Raw genomic sequence first — 12696 nt, 5'->3', positions numbered from 1 at the left:
AAAACCCGCCCCAGTGTGATTTTTCAGGAGGTCCCGATGTATCACCGCATGATCCAGGATCAACAGCAAAACCCGTTGTTACCCGGTTACAGCTTTAATGCTTATCTGGTGGCGGGGATGACGCCAATACTGGCAGACGGGCCTCTGGATTTCTCCATTGATCGGCCCGGTGGCATGAAAGGCTTTATCCTCAATCTGACGGTCAAAGGCCAGGGGAAAGTGTTTGATGGCGAAGACACCTTCTACTGTAACCCCGGCGATCTGCTGCTATTCCCACCGAAAGCGCGACACCTTTATGGCCGCTCGGTCAACAGCGATTGCTGGTATCACCGTTGGGTCTATTTCCGTCCACGTGCTTACTGGACCGATTGGCTGGAATGGCATACTAAAACCAATGACGTCGGGCGGCTTTCACTGCCTAATAATACATTGCTGCTGGAGTTTGACCGTCTGTTCGCCAATATTGAGCAGACGCAAAAGTCCGGGCGTCGTTTTTGTGAAGAGCTGGGGATGAATCTGCTGGAGCGCCTGTTACTGCGCGCGATGGAAGAAGACCCGCAAAGCCCGCAGAAAATCATGGATCCACGGGTGATAGAAGCCTGCCAGTTTATTACCGGTAATCTGGCCGGAGAACTGCGCATTGATGAAGTGGCACGCCATGTCTGCCTGTCACCGTCCCGACTGGCGCACCTGTTCCGCGAGCAGGTGGGGATCAACATTCTGCGTTGGCGTGAAGACCAGCGGGTGATCCGCGCCAAACTGCTTTTACAGACCACGCAGGAGTCCATCGCGACCATTGGCCGCGTGGTCGGTTATGATGATCAGCTCTATTTCTCCCGGGTATTTCGCAAACGGGTGGGCGTCAGTCCGAGTGATTTCCGCCGCCGTAGCGTGGAAACCAACTACCCGGCGAAACCTTACCGTTCTCACCCGTCCCATGAACCGGAAAATGTCTCGGCGTATCAGTTTTGATAGTGCATTATCAAATCAGGTTGAAGCCTGATAATAAAAGGATAGAGAAATGACTGATACGCTACGTGTCGGGCTGGTGGGCTACGGTTTCGCCAGCAAAACCTTTCACTCACCGCTGATTTCAGGTACGCCGGGCTTAGTGCTTGCGGCGGTATCGAGCAGCGATGCCTCTAAGGTTCATGCCGACTGGCCGAGTGTCGCCGTGGTCGACTCGCCGGAGAAAATCTTCGCCGATCCCACCATCGATTTGGTGGTGATCCCCACCCCCAATGACACGCACTTCCCGCTAGCGCAGCAGGCGCTGGAAGCCGGTAAGCATGTGATTGTCGATAAGCCTTTTACTGTGACGCTCGGAGAAGCACGCTCGCTGAACATTCTGGCTCAGGAAAAGGGCAAGTTACTGTCGGTATTCCACAACCGCCGCTGGGACTCTGATTTCCTCACCGTGAAGGCCTTGATAAAAGAGGGTGTTCTGGGTGATATCGTCTACTTTGAATCACATTACGATCGCTTCAAACCGCAGGTACAGGAACGCTGGCGCGAGAACGAGCAGCTCGGCAGCGGTATCTGGTACGATCTGGGTTCGCATCTGCTGGATCAGGCCTTACAGCTGTTCGGTATGCCGGATACGATCCAGTCAGACCTCGCCATCGTGCGTCCGGGCGGCAAAGCCGTGGATTACTTCAACACTGTGTTGACCTACGGCCGCCGTCGCGTGGTACTGCACAGTACGGTTTACGCCTCGGCTGAAACGGCACGTTTTATCGTTCAGGGCGAAAAGGGCAGTTTTGTAAAATACGGTCTGGATACTCAGGAAGACAGTCTGAAAGCGGGCATTCGTCCGCCACAGGCCAACTGGGGTCAGGATAAGCGTGATGGGGTGTTGACGCTGAGTTTCGATGGAGTACAGGCCGATAAACATCTGCCAACGCTGCCGGGAGATTACCCGGCGTACTATGCTGGCGTGCGCGATGCTATTCTCGGCAAGGGCGATAATCCGGTGCCAGCCGTCGATGCGATACAGGTTATGGAGCTGATAGAACTGGGTATTCACTCTTCTTTGCAGCAGAAAACATTAAACGTCGTTAAAGGTTAAAGGTTCTCAGAGACAAAACGCGTACTGCGAAGGGGGCGCATTTTTTATTTCTGGCATTAAAATTAAACGATGAATACCTCTTCGCTTTTTTGCCAATGCATGATGTTCATCGTTGATTTCACTAGGTGAAATATTGATATATTAAGGGCAAAAATGCTGCCCCTGTGGCGGCGATATCCCCTTCAAGCTTACTGAGCAGAATCCGGGGATAAGCAGCGGGTTCCCAACGATGCTCACGTGGCGTGGGCGGCACGTCGAGCAGCAATTCGCCCAATTTTTTCGGTAATTCGCCGCCAAATACAATGGCTTCTGGGTCGATCACTGCATGAAGGGCATCAATGGCACGATTGAGTTGGGGAGCGATCTCCTTCACCCACTCTTTTACCCCTGGCCATTGAGGATCAAATTCAGTGTATAGCGTTGAGATATCGCCAACTGATATGCCATGGCTCTGTAAACGTTTGAGTAATTCTCCCAATGCAGGACGATGTGAACCTTCTTCATTGGTGTATATGCGGCTGATTTCACCCGCGTTACCAAATGAACCTTTCAGCGGTTTTCCGTCAAGAATAATCCCTCCGCCAAAACCATAATTGAAAGAGAAATAGCCGAAGCTCGAAAACTCCAAACCTGCGCCAAGAAAGGCTTCGCCAATCGCGCCCGTGGTTGCGTTATTCTCAGTCCACACGGGCATTTCAAACAGCGTGGTGATCTCTTGCTTCAAATCAATCAATGCCCAGTCACTCAGCGGTTCCGGCGGGCAGAAAAGGCGTTCCGCTCCCACAAAATAGCCCGCCAGAGCAAAGCCAATGCCGGCAATTTTAGTCGTCGGCAGTTGGTGCTTTTGCAACACATCGAGCACGTGTTTCTTAATCTTAAGCAGCGTGCGGGCAGAGTCCACAGGCTGAATATACAGCAGTTGATAATCCACAACCGATCCAGCGAGATCACAAACCGACACCGCCACGCTATCGGTATTGACCGAGATACCAATGCTGTAGCGCGCGCGCTCATTGAGCAACAGCACACGACTTGGTTTCCCCCGGCCATGTACGACGCTTTCGCCGATGAAAAGAAATCCCTTCTCTTCAAGCCCTTCAACAATACGATGGACAGAGGACTGCGTAAGGTTAGTCAGTGGCATAACCGCAGAACGCATAATTCCGCTGTTGCGCCTGACAATCTCCAGAATAATGCGCTCATTGGTGGAAAGTTGTTGTCCTGGAGACTTATCAATTTTTTTATTCATCTAGTCACTCATTTCACCGGCATTTATGAGAGTTGCTGAAACGCTTATCGTCTGTTCCTGTCCCTTCACGCTTATTACCCGTTACGCATAAAAAGATGTTTAGACAACTTACTACTCAATTAAGTGATCATGCAATTCATTAATATTGATGAGAATAATAAACTTCATAAATCTTTAACCTCTCTGTTATTGCACTTTTTCTCTGCTGGTCATTATTATGCGAAACAGATAATAACATATAGTTATTATATATGTGCTTGATACCGATAGGCTAGGAGCCACCAAACTGTGAGTAACCTTAATATCAATGCTGCTCAGTTGCGACTGGGCAATTTTCAAGTGCTGGACGGCATAACATTTTCTGCCAACAAAGGTCAGTTCATCACTATTCTTGGCCCTTCGGGATGCGGTAAAACCACACTCCTGAAAGTCATTGCCGGTTTTCTTGCTCTTGATGCAGGCTCTGTTCTGATAGATGGCCGCGATGTGTCAAGTGTGCCGCCTGAGTTTCGTAACACCACCATGTGCTTCCAGTCATATGCGTTATTTCCCCATCTGAGTGTGGCGGAAAATATCGCATTTGGCCTGCGGCAGAAAAAAGTTCCCCGACCAGACATTAAAAGCCGGGTGGAAGGGATAGCACGAAGGGTTTCACTGAGCGCGCATCTTAGCAAACTCCCTGCACAGCTTTCTGGCGGTCAACAGCAGCGTGTCGCACTGGCTCGTGCGCTGGTCGTTCAACCTGGCGTTGTCCTGTTCGATGAGCCGCTGTCCAATCTCGATGCACAACTGCGAAATCTTGTCAGGCTGGAAATTCGCCAGCTACAACGCAGCTATGGATTTACCGCCGTCTACGTGACTCACGATCAGGAGGAGGCACTCGAAATGTCTGATCAGATCATTGTGATGAATGCGGGGAAAATTGAGCAAATGGGTACACCTCATGAGATCTACTACTCGCCGGTAAACCGCTTTGTCGCTAATTTTATCGGCATTGCAAATATTATGGTGGCACAAGTCCTCGCTCAGGACCGCAGTAAAAAACAGTATAGGGTTTCTACTGCACTGGGCGTATTTACTGTTGAATCCAACACACCGCCTCAGGGAAGTGAGGTGTACGTATTTTGGCGACCGGAAGATGCCGTGCTTGTTCACTCACTTAGGGAAGCACCAAACACAGTCCTGTTTACTGTGACATCCACCCGATTTCTGGGGAATATCAGCGACCTCAGTATAAAACGGGATACTCACCGTAACGATGATACCGAGTGGCGCGTACAGCTACCTGGACAGGTCACTCAGGAGGAGGGCGAGCAGGTGTTTTTCTCCCTTCCGCCGCAGAAACTTCGCTTTCTGGCGGAGCGTGTTCAGTGAAGCGGTTATCTATGATCCTGCCTTATTTGCTGATCCTGCCGGTACTGGGGCCTATCCTGGTATTCATGTCGTTGGTTATCGGCATGGCAGTTTCACAATCATTTGGCCTGTATAACTTCGCAGGTAAAGACCATTTATCCCTCGCCTATTGGCAAGAATTATCCGTAAACCCGCAGTTTTGGCGGGCGCTGGCTTACTCCGCACGCATCGCCACAATCAGTGCATTGCTGGCAGTCACGTTGGCGTATCCGCTGGCGTTATGGCTGCGTAAACCGTTTCCAGGTTCAGCATTGATCAGTGGCCTGCTTAAAGCGCCGTTGATGATCCATGGTCTGGTGGCCGCGCTTTTGTTTATCAACATCATTTCATGGCAGGGACTCCTCAATCTCACATTGCTAAAGCTCGGTTTGATTGACCATCCGCTGCGCATGCAAAATGACAGTATGGGGATAGGCGTGGTCTTTTTACAGGTCTGGAAGCAGATGCCTTTCGCACTGCTTATTCTGTCGGGGGCTGTTCGTGGCATCAGTGAAGACTTGCTTTATGCCGCACGTGATCTCGGCGCATCATGGTTTGCCCGTTTTCATCAGATACTGCTTCCGCTGACACTTCGTGCGGTGCAGGTATCACTGATCCTGATTTTTATCGGGGCAGCAGGGGACTTTGCTTTTCAAGTTGTTGCAGGACCCACCTCGGTAAATTCTCTGGCACAGTTGATGGTGAGAATGCAGGACAGCGGCGACAGTGGCTGGAATCTGGCTGCTGTGGTCGCGGTCGTATTGATGTTGTTATCACTGGTCGGCTCTTTGCTGATGGCGACGTTAATACAAGTGATTGTGAACATCGGGAGGTCAGCATGAGACCTGATAAGTTGTACGCCAGGCTGTCTCACAGTCTGTTGATTTTCGCCGTCATCGCGATTTTTTTCCTTTGGTTTATTGTGCCACTGGCGCTGACCGCGCTCTGGTCTCTGGTCGATATTCAACATCCCTGGGCCTGGCCCAATGTACTGCCACCTATGCTATCTCTGAGGCGCTGGAATGAAGTGTGGAACACAACGGCTCTTCCACAGGCGTTAACCAACAGTTATCTGTTGGCTCCGGGTGTAGCCCTGTGCACTTTATTATTAGCCAGTCCCGCCGCTTACGCATTTGGCCGACTGAACTTTTATGGCAAAGGTGTTGCGCAAATGTTGGTGCTGATCCCACTGGTCATCCCTGGTTTCGTGGTTGCGGTGTTCTTCGCTTCGCTGCTGATTCACCTGGGCATTCATTCGCGCTATCTGGCAATTATGATCAGCCATACGGTCATATTTTTGCCGTATGCCGTACGCATTCTAACGTTGTCCTTCACGCTTGTACGTCAGGACGTGATTGATGCTGCTCGCGATTTGTCAGCCTCGAGGCTGACGTGCTTTCGCACGGCTTACTTACCGGTGATCCGGCCTGGACTTTTTGCATCACTTATCGTGGTTTTCATTTTGTCGATAGAAGAGTTTGCACTGTCATACATTATAGGCTCACCGGATTTCACCACAGTACCGACCATTCTTTATTCCTATCTTGGTTACAATTTTATTCGCCCTAATGCCGCAGTGGTTTCGCTGACGCTGATTGTGCCTAACGTGTTGATGATGCTATTTGCGGAACGCTTAATGCTTAGCAATCCGCTGGCACAGGTCAGCAGTAAAGGCTAGACAGAGTGCCTTCATGTTCGGGAGACAGTTATCATGTTGAAATATATTATTAAATTTTGTTGCATAGGATTTCTGAGTCTGTCAACCGCATCGGCGCAGGATCTCCAGTCAATGAATTGGACGCAAATTGAACAGCAAGCAAGGAAGGAAGGACAGGTTAACTGGTTCAATTGGTATTTTCAGGATCGTTTTCGCCAGCAGGTCGCTAGTTTTGAAAAGCAGTATGATATCAAAGTGGTGATCTCTGACGGGGATGCACAGGCCAACATTAACAAGTTTCTGGCCGCTAAAAGCCAGAAAATAGGTGACATCGATGTTTTATCAGTAGGTGGCGCTGCTTTCAATATGTTGTCGCCGCAAAAGACTTTTTGGGGACCACTCAATACTCTGCTTCCTGATAGCGGGCATCTGAAATACCAAATTGAAGGCACGGATAGCCACGGTTACGGCGTGGCATTCTGGGGTAATCAATCCGGTATCGCATATGACCCTCAGCGGATAAAAGAGGAAGATTTACCACGCACTTTACGGCAGTTTGCTGCATTTATGGCGTTACATCCCAGCGAGTTTGGACTTAATGCTGAAAATGGCGGCTCAGGACCTGCCTTCGTCGAGGCAGTGGTTCGCACGCTAACGCCATCAGTAGATTACGCCTCCGGCAAGGCGGATGACGCAACGCTGGCGCGCTTTGCTCCAGTATGGAATTGGTTCAACCAGCAAAAGAGCCGTTTCGTGATAACCGCTTCCAACGCAGATAGCCTGTCGCGCCTGAGTGCGGGTGAGTTTTTGCTGGTACCAGCATGGGAAGATTATGTCGCCGGTTTACAGAAAAAAGGCGAGATATCAACCCGGATCCGCGTTTATATCCCCGATTTCGGCATGCCGGGCGGTGGCAACATGGTGGCTATTCCTGCTAATGCACCGCATAAAGCTGCCGCATTGTTGTTTATCCACTGGCTGACCTCGCCGGCAACCCAAAAAAGCTTGAATCAGACTTTTGCCGCTGTGCCGCAAAACGATCTGGCCGTCGCCAGCGTATCGTTGATCGCGCAGGCCGACAGACAGAAGAGCTTTACCTGGGCTGCGCATCCATTAGGCGATCGTATCAAACAGCAATTTATACAAAATGTTATTTTGAAATAAATAAACTCGCCGTCAGTGATATAGCCGTTATCTTCCTTTTTAAAAGAGGGGTCACATTCAGGAGATATTTATCGCAGCATGCATAGTCTGAAGTCTCACTAAATCGTTCCACAACGAAGTATTGCTAAATAACGTGAACAGTCGTTAGGGTTCTCTGCGTTTCTACATTTGTTTAATAGCGATAAGAAAAATCGTGGAGAAAAATATTATATCTTTTTTATGGCAGATTAATCTATGCGCAAACGAATCATTATCAGCAGTTTAATAAGCATTGTCACTCATCTAATTATCAACGCATCAGCAAATGCCAGTGAAATTTATAATAAAGACGGTAACCGCCTCGATCTCTATGGCAAAGTCGATGCACGCCACGTTTTTTCTGATAACAAACCAGAAGATGGAGACGAAACCTATATACGCATGGGCTTTAAAGGCGAAACGAAAATTAATGATGAGTTAGATGGCTATGGTCAGTGGGAATATAACTTCAACGGTAATAAAAGCGAAGGAAGCGATGCTCAGACCGGTAATGCCACCCGTCTTGGGCTAGTGGGGTTGACGACGAAAAAATATGGCTCTCTGGAGTATGGCCGCAGTTTGGGGGCTTTGTACGATACTGAGTCTTACACTGATATGATGCCGATATATGGCGGAAATAGTTGGGCGCGCAACGATAACTTTATGTCCAAACGCTCAACAGGGCTAATAACATACCGTAATCAGGGGCTTTTTGACTTGGTTCCAAACTTGGGGATTGCTGTGCAATATCAGGGAAAAAATGAGCGCAGCGATGTGACGCGATCCAACGGTGACGGCGTGGCCATGTCAACGCAGTACTCTTTCAATAACGGCATTTCCATTTCCGGTTCTTGGGGGCAATCTGACAGAACGGACGGGCAGCAGGCCGATGGTCAGGGCGGTCAGGCATCTGCCTGGGCCTCTGCTATCAAGTACGATCAAAACCAAATCTACCTTGCTGCAATGTATAGCGAAACAAAAAATATGACACCTTATACCAACACCCTTTTTGCCAGTAAAACTAAAAACCTGGAGTTGGTGACTCAGTACCAGTTTTTGAATGGTTTACGGCCATCTGTCGGTTTTGTGATATCACGTGGGTCTAACCTGGCCGCCTCTGGTAACAGCAGTGAAACATTTACAGGCGGCGATGAAAATCTTTTGAAATATATCGAGGTGGGAAGTAACTATTACCTGAATAAAAACATGGTTCTTTATGCTGATTATAAAATTAATCTCTTGAAGGATAATGTTTTCACCCGGACAGCAGGTGTAAGTACAAGTAATAGTGTTGGCATTGGTATGGTGTATCAATTCTAATTCCGCATATCAATTCGTTGTTAGATAGTGTTTGTGAATCTTAGCAGGAAGGTCGCTCCCCGCCGGGGTGGGGTATTATGCCTATTATATGTCTTTACTTCGGCAATAGGCTTCCAGTAACGGCGCATCGGCCGGTGCCAGTTCAAATCGAAAGGCTTCATGTGGCGGAGTCCAGGCAATTTCAGAGTGACACTGTAACGAAATGATGTTGGTAAACCCGCTAACCCGCCAGGCATGCAGGCGGATGATGCGCCCAGGTTGCTGAAAATCGTGACTGGCTCTCCACTCTTCCACCCGTGCGGCGATCCCCAGCTCTTCCTGTAATTCGCGGATGAGCGCCTGCGGCTGGCTTTCCCCGTCTTCAACTTTTCCGCCGGGGAACTCCCACAATCCGGCCTGATCGCCAGAGGCGTCGCGACGTGCGAGCAGGATGTTGCCATCCTGTTCAATGATTGCTGCGACGACATCAATAACTTTCATGGCCGGAACCTTATTTCAGATCGAACTCAGCCCAAACCGGTGCGTGGTCAGAGGGTTTCTCCATCGCACGAATATCGTAATCAATGCCGGTGGCAATACAGCGGGATGCCAGAGGCTGGCTGGCCAGCAGCAGGTCGATGCGCAGACCACGGTTCTCATCGAAGCCGCGCGAGCGGTAATCAAACCACGAATACTTATCAGCAGCGTCCGGGTTAGCGGCGCGGAAAGTATCAACTAAACCCCAGCCTTTCAGCCGTTCCATCCATTCGCGCTCCTCCGGCAGGAAAGAGCATTTGCCGGTGCGTAACCAGCGTTTACGACTGTCCTCACCTATACCAATATCTAAATCGGTCGGGCTGATATTGACATCGCCCATCACCAGCACCGGTTTCTCCACCGACATGTGTTGTGTCAAGTAATCCTGCAAATCTTGATAAAAGCGCTGCTTGGCGGGGAATTTGGTCGGATGGTCACGGCTTTCGCCCTGTGGAAAGTAGCCATTAATCACGGTCAGCAGGCCCTGCGGCGTTTCAATATCTGCCATGATGATGCGGCGCTGTGCCTCTTCCTCGTCACCCGGAAAACCACGGCGCACGGCAACAGGTTGTTGCTTGGTTAACATGGCAACGCCGTAGTGCCCTTTTTGCCCATGATAAAAGACGTGATAGCCGTGCTGGCTGACTTCTTCCAGCGGGAACATATCGTCATGCACTTTGGTTTCCTGCAAACCGATAACGTCAGGCTGATGCTGTTCGATGATCGCGGCGAGCTGATGCGGGCGAGCGCGCAATCCATTGATATTAAATGAGATGAACTTCATAGTCGGGAACCATTTGGCGATGAAATTAGGTGTCGATGTTAGCAGATTATTTTTCCGAATGGTACGTGGAGCCCGCTGTAAAGCTACGCTTGCGTAGGGTTGTGCGGTGCATGGCAACCGTTCATAACACTGTGCGACTCAGACATTTAGTGGAAATTTCTGTCAACATTTTGTGACAGTCTCTTCTTTGGCTGTATATGAAAGAGTATTATGCCCCAAGCGATTTCCGCACCGACAGAAAAAGGTCAACACTGATGCGTCTGGAAGTTTTTTGCGAAGACCGCCTGGGTCTTGCCAGAGAGTTACTCGATTTATTGGTGCTACGCAGCATCGATTTGCGCGGCATTGAAATTGCCTCCATTGGTCGTATCTACCTCAATTTTTCCCAACTGGACTTTGATACTTTTCGTGCACTGATGGTCGAAATTCGCCGTATTGAGGGCGTAACTGACGTACGCACCGTACCTTTTATGCCATCGGAGCGTGAACACCGTGCACTGCGGGCGCTGTTAGCGTCTATGCCAGAACCGGTGTTTTCTATTGATATGAAAGGCAAAGTTGAGCTGGTCAACCCGGCAGCACAGGCACTGTTCGAACTCGATGAAGATAAAATCCGCCAGCAGACCGCCGCCAGCCTGATCCCAGGTTACAACATTACGCGTTGGCTGGAGCATGACAGCCAACGTCCGCACGCCGAACGGGTGGTGATCCGCAGTCAAGACTTCCTGATGGACCTGACGCCAATTCAGTTTAATGACGATGAACGTCAAGTCAGCGAAGTGGTGGGTGCGGTGGTCATGCTTAAATCTGCTGCGCGGATGGGACGTCAGTTGCAGGATTTAGCGGTTAATGATGACAGTGAGTTCGACCACATCGTGGCGGTCAGCGGCAAAATGCGACAGGTGCTGGATCAGGCACGCAAACTGGCGATGCTCGATGCGCCATTGCTGATCGTCGGTGATACCGGCACGGGCAAAGATTTGTTGGCACATGCCTGCCATCTGCGAAGCGCACGGGGCAAGAACGCGTTTCTGGGCCTCAACTGCGCGTCGTTGCCGGATGAAGTGGTTGAGAGCGAACTGTTTGGTTATGCCGCAGGCGCTTATCCAAATGCGCTTGAGGGTAAAAAAGGCTTCTTCGAACAAGCCAATGGCGGTTCAGTCCTGCTGGATGAGATCGGCGAAATGTCGCCACGTATGCAAATTAAACTGCTGAGGTTCCTTAACGACGGCACCTTCCGCCGCGTTGGCGAAGAACATGAAGTGCGCGTTGACGTGCGGGTGATGTGCGCCACGCAGAAGAATCTGGTGGAACTGGTGCAGCGTGGTGAATTCCGCGAAGATCTCTACTATCGGCTCAACGTACTGTCGCTGACTTTACCGCCGTTACGTGAACGTCAGGCTGATGTCATGCCGTTGACCGAACTGTTCGTGGCGCGACTTGCCGATGAGCAGGGTATGCCCCAACCAAAACTTTCACCGCAGCTGGCGAATTATCTGACCCATTACGGTTGGCCTGGCAACGTCAGGCAGTTGAAAAATGCCATTTACCGCGCGTTGACCCAGCTCGAAGGCGGTGAACTGCGCCCGCAGGATATTGTATTGCCAGATTTCGATGCGGAAGTGACGCTCGGCGAAGAGGTGCTGAACGGCTCGCTTGATGACATTAGCAAGCGTTTTGAGCGTTCGGTGCTGACCCGTCTTTACCGCACTTATCCCAGTACCCGCAAACTGGCCAAGCGTCTGGGGGTTTCTCATACCGCCATTGCCAACAAACTGCGTGAATATGGTTTAAGCAGCAGAAAGTCTGACACCCGCGACGAATAAGCTGTCTGTTTCTGGCGATAATAAAGAAAAAGCCCTGCATTGAACCGCAGGGCTTTGTTGTTTAGTGTTTACGCGGCGCGCAATTATTTTTTTAGCACGGCCAGTGCAGCGTCATAATCAGGCTCGGTGGTGATTTCATCTACCAACTGGCTGTACAGTACGTTGTCCTGACCATCCAGCACCACCACTGCACGAGCAGTCAGTCCTGAAAGAGGACCATCAGTGATCGCGACACCGTACTCATTTTTGAATTCGCCGCCGCGCAGGGTGGAGAGGGTAACTACGTGTGACAAGCCCTCAGCGCCGCAAAAACGTGACTGTGCAAACGGCAGGTCAGCAGAAATACACAGCACCACGGTGTTGTCGATTTCGCCAGCCAACTGATTGAATTTACGCACAGAAGCGGCACAAACGCCGGTATCAATGCTTGGGAAAATATTCAACACCTTGCGTTTACCCACAAAACTGCTCAGGCTGACATCAGAGAGATCTTTTGCGACTAAAGTGAAAGGCTTGGCAACGTCGCCTTGTTGTGGAAGCTGGCCAGCAACGCTGACAGGGTTGCTCTGAAAATGTACTGTCTGGGTCATGGTATTTTCCTTTGTACAGATGAGACAAACGGCAATCAGTTTAGGGTATCAAATGTAAATTTGGTATATAAAGTTTGCTAATCATTTTAGTGAACTATGTTGAGTGGTGACC

General features: G+C 50.2%; 12 protein-coding genes. 8 read left to right on the top strand and 4 right to left on the bottom strand.

All coding sequences use genetic code 11. The features are described 5' to 3' along the window. The first annotated feature begins 36 nt into the window (after nt 1–36). Together araC and ACMV8I_RS05510 are read left to right on the top strand one after the other, a co-directional pair. Complete coding sequence (gene araC / locus ACMV8I_RS05515) at nt 37–972, top strand: arabinose operon transcriptional regulator AraC (RefSeq protein ID WP_498864172.1); 936 nt, start codon at nt 37–39, stop codon at nt 970–972. Between the two features lie 49 nt (nt 973–1021). Next, the gene (locus ACMV8I_RS05510) at nt 1022–2068 is read left to right on the top strand and encodes an oxidoreductase (RefSeq protein ID WP_498864171.1); all 1047 of its coding nucleotides are present in this window, start codon (nt 1022–1024) and stop codon (nt 2066–2068) included. 121 nt (nt 2069–2189) lie between these two features. On the opposite strand, the gene ACMV8I_RS05505 is transcribed toward ACMV8I_RS05510, so the two are convergent. Next, nucleotides 2190–3317, bottom strand: coding sequence for an ROK family transcriptional regulator (locus ACMV8I_RS05505; RefSeq protein WP_498864170.1), 1128 nt, complete (start codon nt 3315–3317; stop codon nt 2190–2192). Between the two features lie 288 nt (nt 3318–3605). On the opposite strand from ACMV8I_RS05505, the gene ACMV8I_RS05500 reads away from it, so the two are divergent. From ACMV8I_RS05500 to ACMV8I_RS05480, 5 genes are all read left to right on the top strand, one after another. After that, nucleotides 3606–4691, top strand: a complete 1086-nt coding sequence (locus tag ACMV8I_RS05500; RefSeq protein ID WP_498864169.1) for an ABC transporter ATP-binding protein — start codon at nt 3606–3608, stop codon at nt 4689–4691. 11 nt (nt 4692–4702) lie between these two features. Continuing rightward, entirely contained in the window at nt 4703–5551 is an 849-nt protein-coding gene (locus tag ACMV8I_RS05495; RefSeq protein WP_498864733.1) for an ABC transporter permease, read from the top strand. Continuing rightward, nucleotides 5548–6387 (top strand): ABC transporter permease, encoded by an 840-nt coding sequence (locus tag ACMV8I_RS05490; RefSeq protein WP_498864168.1) that lies wholly within the window; start codon nt 5548–5550, stop codon nt 6385–6387. Before ACMV8I_RS05495 ends, ACMV8I_RS05490 begins: the two co-directional genes overlap by 4 nt. 111 nt (nt 6388–6498) lie before the next feature. Then, on the top strand, nt 6499–7530 hold the full coding sequence (locus ACMV8I_RS05485; protein WP_498864167.1) for an extracellular solute-binding protein: 1032 nt from the start codon (nt 6499–6501) through the stop codon (nt 7528–7530). Nucleotides 7531–7764: 234 nt separating this feature from the next. Beyond that, complete coding sequence (locus ACMV8I_RS05480) at nt 7765–8868, top strand: porin (RefSeq protein WP_498864166.1); 1104 nt, start codon at nt 7765–7767, stop codon at nt 8866–8868. An 84-nt stretch (nt 8869–8952) separates the two neighbouring features. On the opposite strand, the gene ACMV8I_RS05475 is transcribed toward ACMV8I_RS05480, so the two are convergent. After that, complete coding sequence (locus tag ACMV8I_RS05475; protein ID WP_498864165.1) at nt 8953–9348, bottom strand: pyrimidine (deoxy)nucleoside triphosphate diphosphatase; 396 nt, start codon at nt 9346–9348, stop codon at nt 8953–8955. Between the two features lie 10 nt (nt 9349–9358). Further along, nucleotides 9359–10168: an exodeoxyribonuclease III gene (gene xthA, locus ACMV8I_RS05470; protein WP_498864164.1), complete on the bottom strand. Its 810-nt coding sequence runs from the start codon at nt 10166–10168 to the stop codon at nt 9359–9361. A 254-nt stretch (nt 10169–10422) separates the two neighbouring features. Here xthA and tyrR point away from each other — a divergent pair, with 254 nt between their 5' ends. Next, a complete protein-coding gene (gene tyrR, locus ACMV8I_RS05465) occupies nt 10423–11994 on the top strand; it encodes a transcriptional regulator TyrR (RefSeq protein ID WP_498864163.1) in 1572 nt (523 codons plus the stop codon). 83 nt (nt 11995–12077) lie between these two features. Here the strand turns inward: tyrR and tpx are convergent, their stop codons facing one another. After that, a complete protein-coding gene (gene tpx / locus ACMV8I_RS05460) occupies nt 12078–12584 on the bottom strand; it encodes a thiol peroxidase (protein WP_498864162.1) in 507 nt (168 codons plus the stop codon). Nucleotides 12585–12696: the final 112 nt, after the last annotated feature.

The sequence above is a fragment of the Ewingella sp. S1.OA.A_B6 genome (assembly GCF_049889095.1).
Lineage (GTDB): Bacteria > Pseudomonadota > Gammaproteobacteria > Enterobacterales > Enterobacteriaceae > Ewingella.
This window is presented reverse-complemented; position numbering and strand designations above follow the sequence as displayed.

Bases quoted from the DNA above. Each gene is read 5' to 3' on its own strand.
- araC (WP_498864172.1), top strand. From the start codon at position 37: ATGTATCACCGCATGATCCAGGATCAACAGCAAAACCCGTTGTTACCC.
- ACMV8I_RS05510 (WP_498864171.1), top strand. From the start codon at position 1,022: ATGACTGATACGCTACGTGTCGGGCTGGTGGGCTACGGTTTCGCCAGC.
- ACMV8I_RS05505 (WP_498864170.1), bottom strand. From the start codon at position 3,317: ATGAATAAAAAAATTGATAAGTCTCCAGGACAACAACTTTCCACCAAT.
- ACMV8I_RS05495 (WP_498864733.1), top strand. From the start codon at position 4,703: ATGATCCTGCCTTATTTGCTGATCCTGCCGGTACTGGGGCCTATCCTG.
- ACMV8I_RS05490 (WP_498864168.1), top strand. From the start codon at position 5,548: ATGAGACCTGATAAGTTGTACGCCAGGCTGTCTCACAGTCTGTTGATT.
- ACMV8I_RS05485 (WP_498864167.1), top strand. From the start codon at position 6,499: ATGAATTGGACGCAAATTGAACAGCAAGCAAGGAAGGAAGGACAGGTT.
- ACMV8I_RS05480 (WP_498864166.1), top strand. From the start codon at position 7,765: ATGCGCAAACGAATCATTATCAGCAGTTTAATAAGCATTGTCACTCAT.
- ACMV8I_RS05475 (WP_498864165.1), bottom strand. From the start codon at position 9,348: ATGAAAGTTATTGATGTCGTCGCAGCAATCATTGAACAGGATGGCAAC.
- xthA (WP_498864164.1), bottom strand. From the start codon at position 10,168: ATGAAGTTCATCTCATTTAATATCAATGGATTGCGCGCTCGCCCGCAT.
- tyrR (WP_498864163.1), top strand. From the start codon at position 10,423: ATGCGTCTGGAAGTTTTTTGCGAAGACCGCCTGGGTCTTGCCAGAGAG.
- tpx (WP_498864162.1), bottom strand. From the start codon at position 12,584: ATGACCCAGACAGTACATTTTCAGAGCAACCCTGTCAGCGTTGCTGGC.